Origin of the sequence: Silvibacterium bohemicum, from assembly GCF_001006305.1 — a bacterium.
In the GTDB taxonomy this organism is placed as follows: Bacteria; Acidobacteriota; Terriglobia; order Terriglobales; family Acidobacteriaceae; genus Silvibacterium; species Silvibacterium bohemicum.
Window position 1 is genome coordinate 47,502 of the sequence record NZ_LBHJ01000007.1, and the last position, 19,251, is coordinate 66,752.

Genomic DNA, 19,251 nt, shown 5'->3' on the forward strand with positions numbered 1-19,251 from the left:
ATGAACCTCTCCGCGCTGCTGAAAAGCGCTCCCCCCGACTGGCCACGCTTTCTTGCCGCCATGGTCCTGGTCATGATCCGGCTGAGCGGGTTGATGCTCTTCGCTCCTGTCTTTTCGTCCGAAGCGATTCCGGTACGGGTAAAAACCGTCTTTGTGCTAATTACCTCGCTCCTGCTCGCCCCCATGGTGGCTGCGCTTCCCTTGGCCCATGCGGAGCTGGGCCTGCCCTCCATCGCCGGAGAGTTGAGTATCGGTCTGGTCTTCGGCTTCGCCCTCACCATGTTCAGCGAAATACTGATCTTTGCTGGACAGGTGCTGGGCTTTCAGTTCAGCTTTTCGCTGGTCAACCTTCTCGACCCCAACGCGCCGCTGCAGACACCGCTTCTCAGCCAGATGTTCACGCTTCTGGGCACACTCGTGCTGCTCGGCTCCGGCCTGTATCGCGATGTGCTGCTCGCCCTGCTGCGCAGCTTTCACGAAGCCCCAGTGGGTGCGGTGTGGCTCAGCGGCCCCGCTGCGCTCACGCTTGTGGGCATGCTCAGCGGAGTCTTCTTTGCCGCCCTGCAGCTGGCCGCGCCGGTGGTCGCGGCCACTCTGCTGGTCGAAGTCGCGGTTTCCGTTCTCGGCAAGCTCTCCCCGCAGCTGCCGGTCATGATGGTGGCCATCCCCGCCAAAACCCTGCTCGGATACACCGTCCTGCTCGGATCGCTGGCCTTGTGGCCGCGTTTTCTCGAAGGCCGCTTTTCGCTCTTTCTCGACCGCGGCGAGCTCCTCATGCGCCACGCCATGAGGCTGCCATGAGTGGAGAGCGCACCGAACGGGCCTCGCCTCGGCGGCGCCAGCAGGCTGCCCAAAAAGGCGATCGGGTCCGCAGCCGCGAATTGGTCTCGGCGGCGGCCATGGTCTCGGGAGTGCTGGCGCTGGGTGCGCTCACCGGTCGATGGGCCGGCCAGTGGGGCGCGGTCTTCCAGAGTTTTCTGGCGATGGGATCGGCGCACGCAGGGCAACTCGATAGCGTTGGCGAAGAAGTCTGTGCTATTCGCCAAGTCGCTCTGGTCATGCTGACTCCCTTGGCGCTACTGTTCGGAGCCGTCACCGCGGGAGCGCTCCTGGCCGGCGTGGGTCAGGGCGGCGGCGTGGCCTTCCATGCTGAGGCCCTGCAATGGAAGTGGCAGCGCATCAATCCTGTGCAGAATCTGCAAAACCTCTTCTCCCTGCGCGGCCTGGCGCGGCTGTTGAAATCGCTGCTGCCCGCGGCCATTCTAGCGATTCTCGCCATACGTAAGATCGTGCACCAGAGCACCGTCCCGCCGTTGAGCGTGGAGCAGCTCCCCGGCATGTTTTCCGCTGCCTACGACATCCTGCTCGATACCGCATGGATTCTCTTCGCCTGGTCGGCAGTTGACTATCTGGTCGAATGGCGCAGCTGGGAGTCGCGGCAGCGGATGTCCAAGCAGGAGCTGCGCGAGGAGCAGAAGCAGACTGAGGGCAACCCGCAGATTCGCGGCAAGATCAAGTCCCTGCGCCGCCAGATGCGCCGGCGGCTGCTCAAGGCCGACATCCGCCGGGCCTCGGTAGTGATCACCAATCCCACCCACTACGCCGTGGCTCTGAGCTTCAGCTTCGAGACCATGGAGCCGCCTCGCCTCCTGGCCAAGGGCCGCGACCTGCTGGCGGCGCAGATCAAGGACGAAGCCAGGTGGGCGGGAGTTCCGATTGTCGAAAACCCGCCTCTGGCCCGTTCCCTCTACCGCCATCTCGAGCCGGGGCAGTCCATTCCCCACGACCTCTACGCTGCCGTCGCTGCCATCCTCGCCTATCTGTATCGCCGGCAGGTCGAGGAACGGCTGCGCGCGGAAAAACAAAAACACGAAAAGCAGAAACAGGAAGAACCCGATCTTGAACGTTTGAGCCCCAACGCTCGCCGAATCGATGCTGCTGCACTGGCAAATCCGGCAAACCAATGAGACCAGCGACCAGTCTTTCACCGCCGTCCGGCGAGCAGTCCAGCCAGGAGTCCATATGAGCACCCCAATCGCCGTCGCCCCGGCTACCGCGCGCGCTGCCGCCTCGCACGCGAGTGCCGCAGAAAAGCCGCGCCAGAAAGCATTCAGGATGGCCAAAGACCTGGCCCTGCCCCTGGGTGCGATCAGTGTCATTTTCGTCATGCTGATCCCCATCCCCGCCGCCCTGATGGACCTGCTGCTGGCCGGATCGATGGCGGCCTCGGTATTGGTCTTTCTCTCGGCCGTGCAGGTGCGCAAGGCGGTCGACTTCTCCGTCTTTCCCACTCTCTTATTGCTCCTCACTCTCTTTCGTCTCTCCCTTAATATTGCCTCCAGCCGGCGCATCCTGCTGCACGGAAGCGAGGGCACGGCGGCAGCCGGAAAGGTCATCGAATCCTTCGGACAATTTGTCGTCGGGGGCAACTACGTCGTCGGTTTCGTCCTCTTTCTCGCCCTGATCGCCATCCAGTTTTTGGTCGTCAGCCACGGCGCGGTGCGCACCGCCGAGGTCACCGCGCGCTTCACCCTCGACGCCCTCCCCGGCAAGCAGATGGCCATCGACGCCGATATGAACGCCGGGCTCATCGACGAAGCCTCGGCCCGGGCGCGGCGGCTGGCCGTAGCCCAGGAGGCCGAGTTCTACGGGGCCATGGACGGAGCCGCGCGCTTCAATCAGCGCGACGCTTTGGCTACGATCCTCATTACTGCCATCAATATCGTCGCCGGCCTGCTGATCGGGACCATCCAGCAGGGAGTCGCGATCGGCGAAGCGGTCCGCACCTACACCATTCTCAGCGTCGGCGATGGGCTAGTCACCATGATCCCTTCGCTGCTGGTCTCCGTCGCCGGAGGCATGGTTCTGACTCGCGCCGCCTCGGCCGGCGCGCTCAGCTCCGAACTGGGAACTCAGCTCTTCCGCAAGAGGACTACGCTCTATGTCGCAAGCGCCGTCATGGCCGCGCTTTGCCTGGTGCCGGGCTTGCCCAAGCCTGCCTTTCTTGCTCTCGCCGCACTGCTGGCCTGGGGCGCCCGCCGCATCCCGGCTTCGACCGCACTGGAAGGCGTGGCCGTCGAAAAAGAGCGCAAAGCCATCGACAAAGCATCGGGTGAAAACCTGGCCTCGCTTCTTAAGATGGAAGACCTGAGCCTGGAAATCGGCTTTCAGCTCATCCCGCTGGTTGACGAGAAGCAGGGCGGACAGATGCTGGCGCGGGTGCGCAACTTGCGCCGCCATCTGGCTGGCGAGCTTGGTTTCCTGATTCCGCCGATTCACATTTCGGATAATCTGCGCCTTCGTCCCCGCGAGTACGTTGTCTCCCTCCGCGGCATTGAAATTGGCCGCTGGCAGACAGAAGGGAATTCGCTGCTCGCAGTTAGCGCCGAGGCGCAGACCCGCCCCATACCTGGGAAGGAAGCGCAGGAGCCGGCCTTCGGAGTGCCGGCGCGCTGGATTCAAGCAGGGCTCGAGGATCAGGCCACAGCGGCAGGCTACTCCGTTGTCGATACCGCTACCGTGATTAGCACGCATCTGGGCGAGCTGATTCGCCGCCATGCCCATGAACTGCTGAGCCGGGCCGAGACCAAGCGGCTGCTAGACGCGCTCAACGATACCCATCCCAAGCTGGTCGAGGAACTGGTGCCCAAGATGATGACCCTGGGCGAGGTGCAAAAGGTGTTGCAGCAGCTGCTGCGCGAGCAGGTATCGATCCGCGACCTGGGCACGATTCTCGAGGCCCTGGTCGAAGCCTCTGCTGTCCACAAGAACCTGCCTGCGCTGGTAGAAACCGCACGCCAGGCGCTCGGCCGCCGCGTGGTTCAGCCGCTTCTCGATCCAGATGGCTCGCTCCGCGTCATCCTCCTCGACCCTGCCATTGAAGAAGAGCTGGTATCCAGCCTGCAGCCGGCCAGCGCGGCTCGCCTGCTTTCTGATGGCCATGCTTACAGCACTCCGCAGCTGCGGCGCATCGCCGATTCTTTGAAACAACTAATCGGCCCCCCATCCTCCTCGGCCCCACCCGTGCTCCTATGCCAGAGTCCGGCTCGCTATTACCTGCACCGCTGGCTCGAAGACATCTTTCCCAGGGTCGCGGTGATTGCGCCTGCAGAGATTCCCTCCGATGTGCGGCTGCGATCGATCGGTGTGGTGCGTTAGGCGTTGCCGGAAAAGATTTGAGGTGTTGCCAGTGACGCAGGACATGGGGAGCCAAGAAAACCGGGAGCTGCCAACCGGACTGACCGGGCGAACCGGGCGTAGTCCGGAAACGATGGCAGAAGGGCGGGAAGCGGGAGCGATGCGCTCCGTCGCGACGGCTGGTCAAGCTTCCGAGACCAAGCCGCGAGAGGCTGCCGCCGAGCCCTATGCCGGCTCTTCTTCCGCGCCGCCGATCACCCTCGAACAGGAGCGCATGATGATCGATCATCTACCCACAGTGCGTTTCCTGGCGCGGCGCATTCACGAGCGTCTGCCCCAGCATGTGGAGATCGAAGATCTGGTCAGCGCCGGCATCCTGGGACTGATGGACGCGCTGCAAAAGTTCGATCCCGAGAAGAAGGTCCAATTTCGCAGCTACGCGCAGTTCCGTATTCGCGGGGCAATCCTCGACAGCCTGCGCACCTTGGATTGGAGCCCGCGCGATCTGCGCCGCAAGGGCCGTGCCGTCGAGGAGGCGATCCGCTTGCTGACCACGCGGATGGGGCGCGCTCCTGCCGAGAGCGAGGTGGCCGCGGAGCTGGCCATGGGCCTGGGCGAATACCAGCAGCTGTTGGGCGAGCTCAAGGGGCTGGAGATCGGCACGCTGCACGCCGAGCGCTCCGAGGATTCGGGCGAGGAAGAGCTGGCCTACGTGCCCAACCGGCCGGAGGACGTTCCGCTCTTCCGCTGTCTAAAAGGTGAGATGCAGGCCCGTCTGGCGGACGCCATCGACCAGCTACCGGAGCGCGAGCGTCTGGTGATGACCCTCTATTACTACGAGGAGATGACCATGAAAGAGATCGGTTTGACCTTAGGGGTGGTCGAGTCGAGGGTTTCGCAGATCCACGCCTCGGCCGTGCTCCATCTGCGCAGCCATCTGGGAGCTCTGCGCCACGAAGGCGGAGTCGGAAAGAACACCGGGAAGAACACAAAGACGTAGTCGCGCAGTGCCGGGGCGAACCCGTAATAACCCGACGACTCGACGATAGCCAATTCAGATTGGAACGACGAAGCCAAACCGACGAAACCGAAATGACAAAGCTGGGCCCGGGAAACGGCCAGGCAGGCAAATCAGGGAGACAGGAAATGTCAGGCAACAAGAAGGACAAGACGCTCAAGCAGGATGAAATCGACGCCCTCTTTCAGGCCGCCCGGGCTCCCAAGGCCGAGGGCGCGGCAGCTGCCGCGCCTGCCGACCCGCGCAGCAAGGCGCAGCCTTACAGCTTCTCGCGCGCCGGCCAGATCAGCAACGAGCAGATGCGGGCCATCAGTCTGTTGAATGACATCTTCGCCCGCAACCTGACCCATAATCTGGGAGCCTGGCTGCGCAGCACCTTCGAGGTCACTCTGGTCTCGGCTGAACAGATCCCCTTCAACCAATTCATCGCGCGGATTCCCGAGCTCTCCTACGTCTGCTCCGTCCGGCTAGAACCGTTGCGTGCGGTCTCCGTTCTGCAGATGGAGATGGCGCCGGCTCCATCCATCATCGACCTGCTGTTGGGGGGCGCCGGTGCGGCTGGACAGCTGCGCGAACTCACCGACATTGAGGAGTCTATCCTGGCCAGTGTGGTGGAGGTGATATGTCGCGAGTTGAGCGCCGCCTGGGAGCCGGTGGGCCTCAGCTTTCACTACGAGCAGCGTCAGATGCACACCCAGATCGCCCACCTCATGCCGGTTTCTGAAAAGACCCTGTGTCTCAATTTCGAGGTGCGCATGGAAGAGGCCAGCGGTCTGATGAACCTGGCCTTTCCTGCCGTCGTCTCGAACACCATCCTGCACCGCATGGTCGGCGACTGGACCCGCCAGCGCAGCCATAACCCGGAAACCCGCAAGCGCATGCGGGAAAATGTGGGCAAGGCGGCAGTCGGAGGAGCCTTACAGCTGCCTCCCTTTCGTGTTCTGGCTAGGGAGATCGAAGGTCTGGAACCCGGCGCGATTCTACGCTTCCCCCTGGCTTCTTCCCGTCCGGCCGAGTTTCGCGTGGCCGGTGTGCCTCTTTTCGGGGCCACGCCGGTACGGCGTGGGGAGCATCGCGGCGCGCACCTGGCCACGCTCCACAAATAGACCAGGCAGCCTCAGTGGGCCGGCCGGATACGAATGAGGCTGAGGGAATCGGATGAGATAGATCGGTAGATAGATAAATAGCCGGACGGATCGACGAAGTTGGGATTACCTGCAAATGAATAGACAGGCGCAGAAAGAGGTCAGCGGAGTGAAAACATTTCTCGAAAGCTGGTTATCGCAGGCGGAGCAGGTCTTTACACGCGAGCTCTCCGCAACGCTTACTCCTGCCCAACAATTGCCCCTAGCTGCTGGATCCATCAGCCTGACTGTCACCCTCTCCGGTGCGTGTACAGGCAGCTTCGCCGTCCTGGCCGATCGCGCCGCGCTGCACTCGCTGCTGATTGCCGCGAACGTTGCGGAGGAGGGCGCAGAAGCTTCATGGGAGTTCGAAATGTTACAAGGGCTATTCGATCAGATCGCTCATGCTGCGGCTTCCGCCCTGGGAGAAGTGGAGGCGATGCCATTTACGGTCTCCACATGGGGGCTGGGCATCCCCGTCGTGGCTTATCAGCTCACTCTTGGTCGGGCGACGATGCTCATGGCATTTGCCGATCAGACGTATCGGGCCACCGCGGCTTCCGCAACTCAATCCGCGAACTGGCCTGAAGCGCCGACAGAGCGGCCTGCTGGAGGCCAGCACCCGGTTCCTGAAGCAGGCAAGTCGTCGCGCGGCGTCGAGCTATTGATGGATGTCGAGCTCGAGGCCTCGTTGCGCTTCGGCTCTCGAGAAATGTCGCTTAACGAGGTGCTCGACCTGGGACCGGGCGACGTGGTCGAGCTCGACCGTCATATCGCCGAGCCCGTCGACTTGCTGGTGGGAGACAAGATTGTCGCCCGCGGCGAAGTGGTTTTGGTCAACGGAAACTTCGGCTTCAGCGTGGTTGAAGTCGCCGAAGCCGAGATGCGCCTGGAGAGTGTCCGATGCCTCTTCTAGGCGGTTATTGGTCGGGTCGCAACTATGACGGAAATGACGGGAGAGACGGCGCATCTTTCGCGCCACGTTCCGCGGCCGTACCCCGCCTATCACCCGAGCGTCGACCTGCTCCGCTCTTCCCTGAGTGCGCCAACCTGGCCTGTGCAGGCGGCCGGCTTCGCCTGTGGCGCAACCGTCGCACACCGGTCATTGAAGGCGGATGGGTATGCAGCCCCGCTTGCGCCCTCGACCGGATGCGGGCCGCCGTGCGCCGCGAGTTTCAGGGGCATGCGGGTATTACGAGTCACACCCATCGTGTTCCTTTGGGGCTGATGCTGCTGCGCCAGGGTTGGATTGACCATGCGCAGTTAAAGCGCGCGCTGCATGCCCAGAGAGAAGGCGATCCCCAGCGCATCGGAGAATGGTTGATGCAGCACTGCGGCCTGTCCGAACAGCATGTTACTCAGGCCCTGAGCCTGCAGTGGAACTGTCCGGTATTTTCCGGCGAGCCCGATCCGCGGCTGTTTGAGAACTCTCCCATTCCGCGCATTTTGCTCGAGGCTTTCGGTGTAATTCCGTTGCGCTTCTCGACCAGCGGAGCGCTTTATCTGGCCGGGGAAGACCGGGTCGACCATGTTCTGTCTCTAGCCGTGGAACGGATGACCGGGCAGACAGTGGAGGCGGGATTGCTGAGCGGCTCCGACTTTTGCCGTCAACGGGAGCGCATGCTGGTGGCCAACTTTTCCCGCATTCGATTGATGGAGGCAGCCAGCGCGGACGCCCTCGCCGCAGCCTTGGCAGGATTGGTCGAGAAACTGCAGCCGGTCGAATGCAGGTTGGTCCGCGTTCATCAATTCCTGTGGCTCAAGATGTGGCGTCCCGCGAGCCACGGTCCTTCCCATGCGCCCGTAGCGGGAATACGATCTTCGAATCTGCTTCGCCGCAGCGCATCGGAAGACGTGGTCTGCTCCCTCGTGCCCTTTGCCGCCGCATCCTAAGTCGGGTCAACGTAGAAAACAGATCAATCCGGAATCAATTTTGACCTGCGTAAGCTAAATCCGATCACACTCTTCTGGTCGTCTTATACCTGGCCGCTTCATGCCTGGCTGCTCCAATCCTGACCAATTCAACCCTGAGTGTTTCTTAAGATTCATCCCGCTCCTTTGGTTCGACTCTTGCTTCTTTATCAACCGAACGGAGTGAACCATGGGCAGCGGCTATTACGCAGCTTTTTCCGGCCTGTTGGCGCGCAGCGAGGCGCTCGACTCGGCGGCTAGCAACCTCTCGAACTCCGGTACGAAGGGTTTTCGTGCGGAGAGAGAATATTTTCGCAGCGCCATCATGGGACCCGATGCCCTCAACTCCCAGCTCAATCGCACCATCAATGATTTCGGCGTTCTGGGAGGCAATCGGCTGGACCTCGGCCAGGGTGCGCTCGTGCCCACAGGCAATCCTCTGGACTTGGCCATCGAGGGCCAGGGCTTTTTCGCGATACAGACCGGAGCCGGCATCCGCTATACCCGCGACGGCCAGTTTCAGCGCACCGCAGACGGAAGCCTGGTCACTGCGCACGGCGATCCGGTCCTGAACACGCAGAACCAGCCGATCCGCGTCCCGACCGGCGATGTGGCGATCAGCTCCGATGGAGTGGTGTCGATCGCGGGAGCCGCCGTATCCACCCTGGGCCTGTGGAAATTTGCTTCCGCTGATGCGCTCAGCCCGGAGGGAGTGGATCGCTACACAGTTACTGCCGAAACCAAACCGATCGCTGCGACGCCCGCGGTACACCAGGGCTCTGTCGAAGGATCGAATCAGGACGTGATTCAAGGCACGCTGCAGCTGGTCCTGGTGCAGCGCCAGGCGGAGATGATGCAAAAGGCTCTCACCGTCTTCAACAACGATTTCGACAAGTCGGCCAGCGAGGACCTGCCCAAGGTTTAGCACCGCGGACGGCAAGAACGGACAATTTCCGAGAGCAGATACCACCTGAGAACGATACGACCGAGGGAGATAAAAATGATCCGAGCTCTTTACACGGCCGCCAGTGGCATGAGCGCGCAGCAGCTGAACCTCGATACCATCGCCAACAACCTGGCCAACTCTTCGACCGTCGGCTTTCGACAGCGCGCCCTGCAGTTTCAGGACATGATCTATCAGAATCTGGTCACACCCGGCGCGGCGCAAAGCCAGCAGACAGTATCGGCGGGCTTGCAGATCGGCCTCGGAACCAAGTCCGCCGCCACCGAGATCATCATGACTCAGGGGGACATGAACCAGACGAACAATCCCTATGATCTGGCCATTCAGGGCAGCGGCTTCTTCCAGGTCCAGCGTCCCGACGGCACGATTGCCTATACTCGCGCCGGGAACTTCTTCCTCAACGATCAGGGTACGATCGTCGACCCTCAGGGCGACCAGCTGATACCCGCCGTCACCATCCCGCCGACGGCTACGGCCATCACCATCACCCAGTATGGCGTGGTCAACGCCACCCTGCCCGGCCAGCAGAATCCTCAACAGCTCGGTCAGCTCCAGCTGGCCACCTTTGCAAATCCCGGCGGCCTGGAGAGCATAGGATCGAACCTGCTCGCCGCCACCCTCTCCTCGGGCGACGCCGTACTGGGCAATCCGGGCGGGAATGAAGGTCTGGGGACCCTTCAGCAGGGCTACCTCGAAAACTCGAATGTGGACGTGGTGGGGGCCTTCGTGCAAATGGTGCTGGCCCAGCGTGCCTATGAGAGCAATTCCAAGGTCATCCGCGCTGCCGATGACATGTACAGCCAGGTTAACAACATGGTCCGCTGATAGCCCGCTGATCGGAGTCTGTCGATGAAAAGTCTTGCCCGAAGATCACCCCGGATATGTCGATCGATTCTGCTGCTTTCCCTCTCCTGCTCCGGCAGTTTCATTGCTCTAGCTACTGAGTGCTCCGCGCGACCTCTCACAACTTCACCGGATGGCCCCGCCATGCGGCCGCTATCCAATCACTACGCTGTTGATCACTATCTTTTCGACTCCGTGCTCAAGCGCTCCTGGGCTGTGCTCGTCGATTGCCGCCATCCGGAACGGCCGCCGTCGCTGGTGCCGGTCTCTAATTACCTCCCGGCCGGGAAGTGGTCCGCGAATTCTAAAGAGCCTTTGGATTCTAAAAGCGCTATAGATGACAACAGCGCACGAGCTTCCGTCGCCGATTCGTTGTCATCCCCGATCTGGGTCGTCGCTGGCTCATCGGTCCGCGTCTGGAGCGGTGAAGAAAACGAAGGCCATCTGGAGCTCTCCGGCATCGCCACCCGCTCTGCACCCTTAGGACAAGAGGTGACCGTCCGTGTAGCGGCGCTGACAGAAGGATCGGCAGGCGTGCTTCTGCGAGGCATCGTTCGTAACACCTACTCCGTAGAACTCCTCCCCAGCGTTCCCGGCTGGAGCCCGAGAGTAACCCAGGAACGAGTAGACAATGGGGCCGGAAACCGCGCCGGGAGACAGGCAGGCCAATGGAAGGATCAGTAGTGGCTGCCATCGAAAGCGTATTTCTGCCGGTGGGGCGGACATCGCGGCGAACGGGTTTGCACCCGCGCCGGCGTATCGCGCCTTGTCTCGCGATCCTCCTCATACTTGTTTGCAGCGGATCTCCGGGATGGTCGCAGAAGCCGGCGAAAAAAGCGGTTCCGAAAACGACTCCGCCCGACGAGGCTTTGAACGCCTACATCGCCCGGGTTCATGCGGAGAATGCCGCATCTGTCGCCACCCCCGGCTCGATCTGGATCGCGGAGGGACGAATGACCAGGTTGACGAGCGACCTCAAGGCCTCGCGCCTGCACGATCCCATTGCCATCGTCATCTCCGAGAGCCTGACCGCCTCAACCGATGGAACGGTGAAAAACTCGCGCGCCTCGAATGCCAGCTCGCAGGTATCGGCCCTCTTCGGCAAATTTGGCGGCGGCAATGCTTTGAATAACTTGCTTAATCAGAGTTCAAGCTCCGGATTAAATGCCCAGGGGCAATCTGTCACGGATTCAAGCCTGAGTACGACCTTGGGCGGCGAGGTCATCGATGTGCTGCCGAACGGCATGCTGGTGATCCAGGCGGTGCGCCAGGTCTCGTTCAGCCAGCAGACCCAGCTGATCCGGCTGCGCGGACTTGTGCGTCCGGACGACGTAAGCGCTCAGAACCAAGTTCTCTCGACCACCATCACCGATCTCGAGCTTGAGGTGGTCGGCAAGGGCATCATCAACGACTACACCTATCGCCAGAATCCCGTAGTGCGCTTCCTGGAGAAGATTCTGGTTTTCTAACTGATCGAGTGACTCTGGAAGACGTTATGCAAAGAAATTCAATACCGTCCGCCCCCAATGCTCGCTGCGCCTTCATGCTGCTTGCCGGCTTCTTTCTGGCGTCCGGCATCTCTGAGGCGCAGCCCGCCGTTGCTTATCCAGCCGCAGTTCCCCCCTCCCACGCCCCAAAGGCAGCGGCACCCGGCGCTCTGGTTTCGAGAGGTCAAGTTAATGGTGTCCCCATCTTGGGAGTCGCTCTTCCTTCGCAAGCCTTTCCGCGGACCGAATCGTCTGCACCCTCCCGGCTGGCCCGGGTAAAGGACATTGCCAGCATCGAGGGCATTCGCGACAACCAGCTGGTGGGATATGGGATCGTGGTTGGATTGCGCGGCACCGGCGACAGCTCGCAGACCGTCTTTCCCATCCAGACACTGATCACTACGTTGCAGCGCATGGGGGTAACGCTTCCTCAGAATTCCACAACCGCTTCGCTCCAGGTGCGCAATATGGCTGCCGTTTTTCTGGCCGCGACCCTGCCGCCCTTTGCCCGCCCGGGCAACCGCCTGGATGTGACCATCTCGTCGGCCGGCGACGCGCGCAGCATCGAGGGCGGCCTCTTGCTGATGGCGGCGCTCTATGGTCCCGATGGACAGATCTACGCCGAAGCTCAGGGGCCGCTGGTGCTGGGCGGTTACTCGGTGACCAGCAACGGCAGCAGCCGGTCGCTGAATCACCCCACCACCGGCCGCATCCCCTCCGGAGCCATCGTGGAGCGCGCCGTGCCACTCGATCTGGCCCACATGCGTCATCTCTCCTTGCTGCTCAACGATCCTGACTTTCGCACCGCGGAGATGATGGCCGCAGCCGTCAACCACCAGCTGCATCGCGAAGTGGGACATGCCGTGGACAGCCGGAGGATCGAGATCGAAGCCCGGGATTACGAGGACATTCCCGAGCTGCTGGCCGAGATCGAAGCGGTCGAAGTCGATGTCTATCCGCGGGCCAAAGTGGTGGTCAATGAGCGAACCGGAACCGTGGTAATTGGAGGCGACGTGCGCCTACAGCCGGTATCGATTCTGCACGGCGGCCTCTCGGTCAATGTGGTCAGCGAGTTTCAGGTCTCGCAGCCCAACCCCTTCGGCCAGGGAACGACTCAGGTAGTGCAGCAGACCACCCTTCAGACCCAGGACAAGCCAGTCAACCGCATCGAGCTGCGCTCCGGCGCGACCGTCGACGACCTGGTGCAGAACCTGCAGCAGATTGGTGCCACGGCCCGGGATGTGATCTCGATTCTGCAGGCCATGAAGGAGGCCGGAGCCCTCGAAGCCGACCTTGAAGTGATGTAACAGAGCTAATGTGACAGAAGTGATGGGATAAATGTGATGGAGGTGATGTGCGATGGACGTGTCTCCGTTGAACGCCTTAGCCCCTGGAGCGGGCGACTCTCTGAGTCCGCGTCTGAAGTCGGCGGCTCATGAATTCGAGGCCAGCCTCATGCAGGAATTTCTGAAGCCCTTACAGCACGACTCGCTTTTTTCGAGCTCCGATGCCGCAGGATTCAAGGCAGAGGATGATGACGAAGATGCGGGAAGCGGCGGTGCGCTGATGAGCTTCGGCACGCAGGCCATGGCCAGGGCCATCTCCGAACGCGGAGGCTTCGGTATCGCCACCAAGATACTGGATCATTTCCGGACAGCAGCCGGCTCCGATCATCGCGGCAGTGCGACTAAGTTGTGAGAACAGAAACAAATCGCGATTCCATTACTAAAGTGCCCTTAATCATTGCCGATTGAGTAAGTAAGAGGAAGAACGGCATGAACATTTCAGGTGGAATCGAGCGCGCTCCGCAGACACTCGAAGCTTTTCAGACAGTTCCAGCAGCGTCAACGACAGAAACGGCATCGACCGCGGCGAGGACCACGGCATCGCAGCCCGCTGCGGCGGAATCGGCCATCGATCAGGCGCACCTAAGCGCGGCAGCCAACATCATGAGTCAGGCGGCCGGTCAGACGGATGTGCGTATGGACAAAGTGGCGTCGGTGCAGGCCGCGCTTGCCAGTGGAAGTTATCAGGTAAGCTCCGCACAGGTAGCTGGCAAGCTGATCGATCAAATGCTGGGAGAAGGCAAGTGATGCAGGCCACGCAATGTATGAAATGCAGCAATCAGGCTGAACAGCCGGACACGCTGGCAGAGGAAAGCACGAACAAAGATACGAAAGAAAATACAAATACAGATACGAATCTGGCTTTGCTTCTGCGAAACGTCATCGACGCACTGACGCAAAGCGACGCCGAACGCCTGCAGCAACTGTCGCTCTCGATCGTAGATGGGACGTCGCTGTCCACTGGCTCTGCACTGGCCGAGGTTCAGTCACTGCATCGGCTGCTGGGAGCGCTCCTGCAAGAATCGCGGCGAAATCTGCGGGTCTGGCGGCGGGCGTCGGGAATGCACAGCCGCGAATTCTGTAGCCGTCAATCCTATAGCCGTGAATTTTATAGACCGTTTTACCGGTAATTCCAACTTCTGGTTGCGTCTCGCGCGAAGGGAGACTTATGGCAGCACTCAGCATGGCGTTCGGCATTGCCACGGGAGCTTTGGAAGCGGATCAGGCCGCTCTGAACATCGTCTCAAACAACGTCGCCAATGCCAATACCCCCGGCTACACCCGGGAGGTCGCCGTCTTTCAGGAAAACGATCCCGTCACCATTGATGGACAGAGCTACGGCGACGGAGTTGGCATCCCGGCAAATGTCTCGCAGCGCGACAACGTGCTCAACCAGGAGCTCCAGCAGCAGAATCAGAACGTGAGCGCATCGGCTGCGCGGCTAAGCGCTCTCGATCAAGTTCAAACCGTCTTCAATCAGGCGACGAACGCCAACTCCAGCAGCTCGACCGATGCCACCAACGGCATCAGCCAGGACCTGAGCAACTTCTTCGATTCGCTGACCTCCCTCGAATCGAACCCTTCTGATCCATCTTTGCGCGAGGGCGTGCTTTCGAGCGCCACAACCCTGGCCAGCGACTTTCAGAGCGCCTCTTCGCAGCTCACCGCGCAGCAAAGCGCGCTCGATCAGCAGACCGCTTCTGTGGTTTCGCAGATCAACTCGCTGTCGCAGTCCATTGCGCAGCTGAACCAGGAGATTCAATCGAGAAGCCCGCACGCCGATGCCGGAACCCTCGAGGATCAGCGCCAGCAGGATATCTTGCAGCTGTCATCGCTGGTCGGCGTTCACCAGATCCAGACCGAGAACAACGGCCTGAGCATCACCACCTCGAGCGGTGCGCTGCTAGTCTCGCAGAACACATCGTATGCACTGACCGCCGGCCCTCTGAATGGGTCGACGCATGTCTACGACTCGGAAGGCAACGACATCACTTCTTCTCTGACCTCCGGCGGAGGGCAAATCGGCGGCGTGTTGACGGCCCGAAATCAAGATATTCCTCAGATACTGAGCGCCCTCGACACCCTGGCCTATGACTTCGGAACGCAGGTGAATACGGTGAACGAGGCCGGCTCCGACGTCAATGGCAATACTGGAACTGCGATCTTCAATCTGCCTTCGACGGCGGCCGGGGCGTCGGCGGCGATCTCCGTAGCCCTCACCAGCCCTTCGCAGATTGCCGCTGCCGCGGCGGGACAGGGGTCATCGAACGACACCAATCTTCTCGCGATGGCCAACCTCGCCAGTAAGACCGTCATCGCCGGATCAACGCCCACTGATTACTATTCGTCGTTCGTTGCCTCGCTGGGAACGCTCGTCTCCGACGTTACGACGCAGAACACCGCCCAGCAGGCCTCTCTCACCCAGCTCCAGTCCCAGGTGAACTCTCTCAGCGCCGTCGACCTCAATGAAGAAGCGGCATCGCTCGAAACCTTCGAGCAATCGTACGAGGCCGCCTCCCGAATCTTTACCACGCTGGACTTGGTAATGACGTCTGCGCTCAACCTCGGCGTTCAGACCACATATTCCAGCTAGCGGCGGGAGATGGAAAGAGTCTCGGGAAAATTACTAGATGAAATCCCCGAAGGAGATCAGGTTCATGCGAGTCGATCCGCTGTACATCAACAACACGGTGGCCGCGCTGGACGCGGCGACTGCTACCGAGCAAAATCTGACCAACGAGCTCTCGACCGGCGTCAAGGTCAATTCCATCAGCGACGATCCGGTGGCTTTTGCGCAGAACGTGCTTCTCTCTTCGCAATTGAGTGCGGACGATACCTTTGCCCAGACCGCCAGCTCGACGCAAAGCCTCCTTCAGGTGAGCGACACCGCGCTGGGCAGCGTGGTGAGCCAGCTTACCCAGGCCATCTCGCTTGCTACCGAAGGCAACAATGGCACCCTCAATGCGGCCAACCTCCAGACCATTTCAACCCAACTGGTTGGGATACGCGACGAGGTGCTTTCGCTAGCCAATTCATCCTATCTTGGGAGCTACATCTTCTCCGGAAGTCAGGGAGCGACGTCGCCTTTTACACTCGACACCTCGACCACGCCGGCGACGGTCACCTATCAAGGGGACGAAGACATCAGCTACGTGCAGACGCCTAATGGTCACACGATTCAGACCAATCTTCCCGGCGACCAGATCTTCAATGCTCCGGGTGCTAGTGTCCTGGGCAGTTTGAATGCGCTGATCGCCGATTTTTCTTCCGGCACTGCAGCTCCAACCTCGGTTGCGGATCTTGGCCAGCTTAATCAGGCGCTCAATTATGTCGACCAGCAGCGGACGGTGCTCGACGCCTCGATTACGCAGATGACCGCCGCCAGCAATTACAGCGCGAGTGAATCCGTTCAACTGCAATCAGCGCAGGATTTGCTGCTTCAAACCAATACTGCCCAGGTCGCGAGCCAGTTAAGCTCGGCCGAGACCCAGCAGGCGGCTCTGACTCAGGTCATCGCGGCGATCGAGAAGCAGGGAACGCTCTTCGACTCTATCTAGGACTGCCGAGTTGGGCTTCTGTGTCATAGAAGACCGGACGCCGCCTGATCCAGGCATCAAACGCCCTGCCGGATGGGCTGGGCGATCTTTCGATTCGCCTGATGAGTGTGAGCGCCCCTTAGTGCACCGGTCCAGAGGGAACAGGCACCGGATGCGGGTGCGGCTCGATGGCCAGCGTCCCGAACGTCTGCTCATACTGTGCGATGTTCTGGCCGAGAAGATTCCATAGTGCCTTTGCCTGCTGGGGGCTGAGATAGATGCCGTGCGTATTCTCAATGTCGACGATGTCCGGCGATTCCTGATGGACCACCCCGAAGGCCAGAAAGAAATCCCAGACGCTTACGCGAACCTGCACGCTATTGGCGTAGCTCTCCTGATACTCAGCGGCCTTGCTCATTTGAATCTTGGGCTGCGAATGATTCGAAGTCATAGTGGTTCAAGGGTATCGCAATTCCCGAAAGAAACCGGGTCCCCGGAGTAAAGGTTTTGTGGAAGTGCGCTCTCTCGGTTGAGCGTTTGTATCGGCTGGCGTTTCAGATTGTGAGCCGTCTGGCAGGTGGAATCACGGAAAGGATGGTGCGGGAGAAGGGACTTGAACCCCCACGGATTGCTCCGCTTGGACCTAAACCAAGTGCGTCTGCCATTTCGCCACTCCCGCATTCCATTGCAGCAACCTGCCGCGGCGAGGGGCTGGTTGCTCTGATCCTAGCCTACCGGCAAAGGCCGGGCGAATGCAACGCCCACTGCGATCCCGGCCCATCCCCGTGCTCTTCGCTTTCGTTCTTATTTCACAGCCGGTGCCAAGGCTCCGTTCAACGTGACCGCACCGCTCACCGTCTTCGGGTCCACCGTGATCTCCTTCAGCTTGGCTTCGACATCGGCGGGGACGTCCTGCTGGTAGCGCCCGCCCAGATATTTCGCAAGGAATGCCTCCATCGCCGTGACCATGGCCAGGTTGTTGATCGGGCGAGCGAAGCCGTGGCCCTCGTCAGGAGCGACCAGGTACTCGACCGGCTTGCCGTTGTCGCGCACCGCGGCCACGATCTGGTTGCTCTCGCGAACATTGACGCGCGGATCGTTCTTGCCCTGAACCACCATCAGCGGCGTGACGATGGCGGTGGCCTTGGTCAGCGGAGACTCCGCGATCAGCAGCGCCTTGCCCTCAGGCGTGTTGGGATCGGCCATCCGGGTGTACATCTGCTTGCGCCCCGCCTCCCAATACGGCGGAATCGCATCGAGCAGCGTGATAAGGTTCGACGGCGCGACATAGGCCACCGCCGCGGCGTAGAGATCAGGTGTAAACGCGACGCCCGCCAGCGTTGCATATCCGCCGTACGATCCGCCGAAGATGCCCACCCGCTTGGGGTCGACCGTTCCGTCGGCAACTAGCGCCTTCACGCCCCAGGTAAGGTCGTCCTGCATAGTCCTGCCCCACTGGCCATTGCCGGCATTGAGGAACTTCTTGCCGTAGCCAGTCGATGCTCGGAAGTTGGGTTGCAGCACGGCATAGCCGCGATTGGCGAGGAACTGCGCGAAGGTATCGTAGCCATACGAATCGCGCCCCCACGGACCGCCGTGCGGGAAGACCACCAGCGGAAGATTCTTCGCCGGCAGGCCCTTGGGCAGCGTCAGGTAAGCCGGGATGTCCAGTCCGTCGGATGACTTGTAGTGGTACGGCTTGCGCTCCGACAAGGACTCGCGAGGCAGCTCTTCGCGGATGCGGTATTGCAGCACCAGCGTTTTGGCGCTGCGGTTCCATAGATAGGTCTCTCCCGGTTCGGTGTCGCTATGCGCGGAGACGATCCAGATGTTCTCATCTTTGGAACGCGCACCGAAGCCAATCTCCTTGCCCGGCAGCTTGGTCTGCAGCCACTGATATTCCTTTTCGAATTGCTTGTCCTTGAAGTAGAGGCGAACTCGATCGTCCTCGTACTGGGTGAAGAGAATGCGATAGTCGACTTCGGAGGTCTGGACGCTGCTGAGGTCGACGCGGTTTTCGGGGTCGCTTTCCACCTTGATGGTTGCGCCTGTGGCGGGATCGAGCAGTTCAAGCTCGCTCAGATCCAGCGCACCCTTGTTCGTCACCAGATATGCCTGTTTGTTTGCGGCATCGAAGCCTGAGACGCCGCAGCCCTCGAGCACGGTGCAGCTATAAATCTGTTTAAAGCCCTCGGCGGTGACGCTCAGGATCTCCGTATCGCCTGCCTGGTTGGTGCGCTCGGCCAGGCGTAAGTTGCCGTCGTTGTCGAAATCCCATCCAGCGATCTCTTCCGTATTTTTGCGGAGAAGCGTTTTCTCACCCGTCGACAGGTGCAGTTCATACAGGTCATGCCAGCGCGGATCGCGGTCGTTCAGGCCGATGAACAGGATGTCCGGCTTCGACTTGGGCGCGGCATAGATCGCCGTCCTTACACCCTTGAGATTAGTCAGCGCGCGTGTGGGAGGGACACCGGTCTTGGCATCGGCAGGCAGGCTCGGGTCGATGGCGTAGATATTGAAGTTTTCGTCGCCGCCCGCGTCCTGCGAATAGAGAACGTATTTTGAGTCGCGGCTCCAGAAGTAGGCGCGAATGGGACGCGTTGCCTCGGCGCTGACCGGGCGTGCTGCGCTGAAGGGCTCGTCCGCCTTCTTCACCCAGATGTTGCGGGTTCCTTTGTAAGGCTTGAGGAACGAGATGTATTGTCCGTCGGGAGAGATCTGCGCGCCGGAGATTTCAACTTCTCCGAAGAAGAGCTTGCGGTCGATGATAGGCGGTTGCTGAGCATTCATGGCAAGGGGTCCGATCGTACTGGCGAGGGCAACGACAGACAGCAGCAGCTTCTTCACGGGCAACTCCACTGGAAATGAGTGTCCATAAAGATACC

19 protein-coding genes and 1 tRNA gene are annotated in these 19,251 nt (G+C 60.9%); 17 read left to right on the top strand and 3 right to left on the bottom strand.

All coding sequences use genetic code 11. From position 1 onward, the window contains the following. The 17 genes from XX99_RS14865 (at position 1) to flgL (ending at position 16,387) form a co-directional block, all read left to right on the top strand. The gene (locus tag XX99_RS14865) at positions 1 to 801 is read left to right on the top strand and encodes a flagellar biosynthetic protein FliR (protein WP_050060206.1); all 801 of its coding nucleotides are present in this window, start codon (positions 1 to 3) and stop codon (positions 799 to 801) included. Beyond that, positions 798 to 1,967, top strand: coding sequence for an EscU/YscU/HrcU family type III secretion system export apparatus switch protein (locus XX99_RS14870; RefSeq protein ID WP_050060207.1), 1,170 nt, complete (start codon positions 798 to 800; stop codon positions 1,965 to 1,967). The genes XX99_RS14865 and XX99_RS14870 overlap by 4 nt, the downstream gene beginning before the upstream one ends. A gap of 55 nt (positions 1,968 to 2,022) precedes the next feature. After that, a complete protein-coding gene (flhA, locus tag XX99_RS14875; RefSeq protein ID WP_082125612.1) occupies positions 2,023 to 4,158 on the top strand; it encodes a flagellar biosynthesis protein FlhA in 2,136 nt (711 codons plus the stop codon). 112 nt (positions 4,159 to 4,270) lie between these two features. After that, positions 4,271 to 5,137 (top strand): FliA/WhiG family RNA polymerase sigma factor, encoded by an 867-nt coding sequence (locus XX99_RS14880; RefSeq protein WP_082125595.1) that lies wholly within the window; start codon positions 4,271 to 4,273, stop codon positions 5,135 to 5,137. A 146-nt stretch (positions 5,138 to 5,283) separates the two neighbouring features. Continuing rightward, positions 5,284 to 6,261 (top strand): flagellar motor switch protein FliM, encoded by a 978-nt coding sequence (locus tag XX99_RS14885; RefSeq protein ID WP_050060208.1) that lies wholly within the window; start codon positions 5,284 to 5,286, stop codon positions 6,259 to 6,261. A 115-nt stretch (positions 6,262 to 6,376) separates the two neighbouring features. After that, on the top strand, positions 6,377 to 7,195 hold the full coding sequence (locus tag XX99_RS28120; RefSeq protein WP_231581394.1) for a FliM/FliN family flagellar motor switch protein: 819 nt from the start codon (positions 6,377 to 6,379) through the stop codon (positions 7,193 to 7,195). Further along, positions 7,183 to 8,172 carry a GspE/PulE family protein gene (locus tag XX99_RS14895; RefSeq protein ID WP_082125597.1) on the top strand — a complete coding sequence of 330 codons (990 nt, stop codon included), beginning with the start codon at positions 7,183 to 7,185 and terminating at the stop codon, positions 8,170 to 8,172. The genes XX99_RS28120 and XX99_RS14895 overlap by 13 nt, the downstream gene beginning before the upstream one ends. Positions 8,173 to 8,380: 208 nt before the next feature. After that, the gene (locus tag XX99_RS14900; protein WP_050060210.1) at positions 8,381 to 9,115 is read left to right on the top strand and encodes a flagellar hook-basal body protein; all 735 of its coding nucleotides are present in this window, start codon (positions 8,381 to 8,383) and stop codon (positions 9,113 to 9,115) included. Between the two features lie 75 nt (positions 9,116 to 9,190). Continuing rightward, entirely contained in the window at positions 9,191 to 9,979 is a 789-nt protein-coding gene (gene flgG / locus XX99_RS14905; protein ID WP_050060211.1) for a flagellar basal-body rod protein FlgG, read from the top strand. Between the two features lie 162 nt (positions 9,980 to 10,141). Further along, a complete protein-coding gene (locus tag XX99_RS14910; protein WP_050060212.1) occupies positions 10,142 to 10,681 on the top strand; it encodes a hypothetical protein in 540 nt (179 codons plus the stop codon). Beyond that, positions 10,666 to 11,466 (top strand): flagellar basal body L-ring protein FlgH, encoded by an 801-nt coding sequence (locus XX99_RS14915; protein ID WP_082125598.1) that lies wholly within the window; start codon positions 10,666 to 10,668, stop codon positions 11,464 to 11,466. The genes XX99_RS14910 and XX99_RS14915 overlap by 16 nt, the downstream gene beginning before the upstream one ends. A gap of 26 nt (positions 11,467 to 11,492) precedes the next feature. Next, positions 11,493 to 12,791: a flagellar basal body P-ring protein FlgI gene (locus XX99_RS14920; protein WP_231581395.1), complete on the top strand. Its 1,299-nt coding sequence runs from the start codon at positions 11,493 to 11,495 to the stop codon at positions 12,789 to 12,791. Positions 12,792 to 12,843: 52 nt separating this feature from the next. Next, the gene (locus tag XX99_RS14925) at positions 12,844 to 13,182 is read left to right on the top strand and encodes a PH domain-containing protein (protein ID WP_050060213.1); all 339 of its coding nucleotides are present in this window, start codon (positions 12,844 to 12,846) and stop codon (positions 13,180 to 13,182) included. 77 nt (positions 13,183 to 13,259) lie between these two features. Beyond that, positions 13,260 to 13,577, top strand: a complete 318-nt coding sequence (gene flgM / locus XX99_RS14930) for a flagellar biosynthesis anti-sigma factor FlgM (RefSeq protein WP_050060214.1) — start codon at positions 13,260 to 13,262, stop codon at positions 13,575 to 13,577. Beyond that, positions 13,574 to 13,960: a hypothetical protein gene (locus tag XX99_RS14935; protein WP_184085286.1), complete on the top strand. Its 387-nt coding sequence runs from the start codon at positions 13,574 to 13,576 to the stop codon at positions 13,958 to 13,960. The genes flgM and XX99_RS14935 overlap by 4 nt, the downstream gene beginning before the upstream one ends. 38 nt (positions 13,961 to 13,998) lie before the next feature. After that, positions 13,999 to 15,423 carry a flagellar hook-associated protein FlgK gene (flgK, locus tag XX99_RS14940; RefSeq protein ID WP_050060216.1) on the top strand — a complete coding sequence of 475 codons (1,425 nt, stop codon included), beginning with the start codon at positions 13,999 to 14,001 and terminating at the stop codon, positions 15,421 to 15,423. A gap of 37 nt (positions 15,424 to 15,460) precedes the next feature. Continuing rightward, entirely contained in the window at positions 15,461 to 16,387 is a 927-nt protein-coding gene (flgL, locus tag XX99_RS14945; RefSeq protein WP_231581396.1) for a flagellar hook-associated protein FlgL, read from the top strand. Positions 16,388 to 16,505: 118 nt separating this feature from the next. On the opposite strand, the gene XX99_RS14950 is transcribed toward flgL, so the two are convergent. The 3 genes from XX99_RS14950 to XX99_RS14960 all read right to left on the bottom strand — a co-directional run bounded on the left by XX99_RS14950 (position 16,506) and on the right by XX99_RS14960 (position 19,213). Then, a complete protein-coding gene (locus tag XX99_RS14950; RefSeq protein WP_050060217.1) occupies positions 16,506 to 16,817 on the bottom strand; it encodes a DUF3467 domain-containing protein in 312 nt (103 codons plus the stop codon). A gap of 144 nt (positions 16,818 to 16,961) precedes the next feature. Further along, a tRNA-Leu gene (locus tag XX99_RS14955) sits at positions 16,962 to 17,045 on the bottom strand. 125 nt (positions 17,046 to 17,170) lie between these two features. Then, entirely contained in the window at positions 17,171 to 19,213 is a 2,043-nt protein-coding gene (locus tag XX99_RS14960) for a S9 family peptidase (protein ID WP_050060264.1), read from the bottom strand. Between the last annotated feature and the right edge of the window lie 38 nt (positions 19,214 to 19,251).

Bases quoted from the DNA above. Each gene is read 5' to 3' on its own strand.
- XX99_RS14865 (WP_050060206.1), top strand. From the start codon at position 1: ATGAACCTCTCCGCGCTGCTGAAAAGCGCTCCCCCCGACTGGCCACGC.
- XX99_RS14870 (WP_050060207.1), top strand. From the start codon at position 798: ATGAGTGGAGAGCGCACCGAACGGGCCTCGCCTCGGCGGCGCCAGCAG.
- flhA (WP_082125612.1), top strand. From the start codon at position 2,023: ATGAGCACCCCAATCGCCGTCGCCCCGGCTACCGCGCGCGCTGCCGCC.
- XX99_RS14880 (WP_082125595.1), top strand. From the start codon at position 4,271: ATGGCAGAAGGGCGGGAAGCGGGAGCGATGCGCTCCGTCGCGACGGCT.
- XX99_RS14885 (WP_050060208.1), top strand. From the start codon at position 5,284: ATGTCAGGCAACAAGAAGGACAAGACGCTCAAGCAGGATGAAATCGAC.
- XX99_RS28120 (WP_231581394.1), top strand. From the start codon at position 6,377: ATGAATAGACAGGCGCAGAAAGAGGTCAGCGGAGTGAAAACATTTCTC.
- XX99_RS14895 (WP_082125597.1), top strand. From the start codon at position 7,183: ATGCCTCTTCTAGGCGGTTATTGGTCGGGTCGCAACTATGACGGAAAT.
- XX99_RS14900 (WP_050060210.1), top strand. From the start codon at position 8,381: ATGGGCAGCGGCTATTACGCAGCTTTTTCCGGCCTGTTGGCGCGCAGC.
- flgG (WP_050060211.1), top strand. From the start codon at position 9,191: ATGATCCGAGCTCTTTACACGGCCGCCAGTGGCATGAGCGCGCAGCAG.
- XX99_RS14910 (WP_050060212.1), top strand. From the start codon at position 10,142: ATGCGGCCGCTATCCAATCACTACGCTGTTGATCACTATCTTTTCGAC.
- XX99_RS14915 (WP_082125598.1), top strand. From the start codon at position 10,666: ATGGAAGGATCAGTAGTGGCTGCCATCGAAAGCGTATTTCTGCCGGTG.
- XX99_RS14920 (WP_231581395.1), top strand. From the start codon at position 11,493: ATGCAAAGAAATTCAATACCGTCCGCCCCCAATGCTCGCTGCGCCTTC.
- XX99_RS14925 (WP_050060213.1), top strand. From the start codon at position 12,844: ATGGACGTGTCTCCGTTGAACGCCTTAGCCCCTGGAGCGGGCGACTCT.
- flgM (WP_050060214.1), top strand. From the start codon at position 13,260: ATGAACATTTCAGGTGGAATCGAGCGCGCTCCGCAGACACTCGAAGCT.
- flgK (WP_050060216.1), top strand. From the start codon at position 13,999: ATGGCAGCACTCAGCATGGCGTTCGGCATTGCCACGGGAGCTTTGGAA.
- flgL (WP_231581396.1), top strand. From the start codon at position 15,461: ATGAAATCCCCGAAGGAGATCAGGTTCATGCGAGTCGATCCGCTGTAC.
- XX99_RS14950 (WP_050060217.1), bottom strand. From the start codon at position 16,817: ATGACTTCGAATCATTCGCAGCCCAAGATTCAAATGAGCAAGGCCGCT.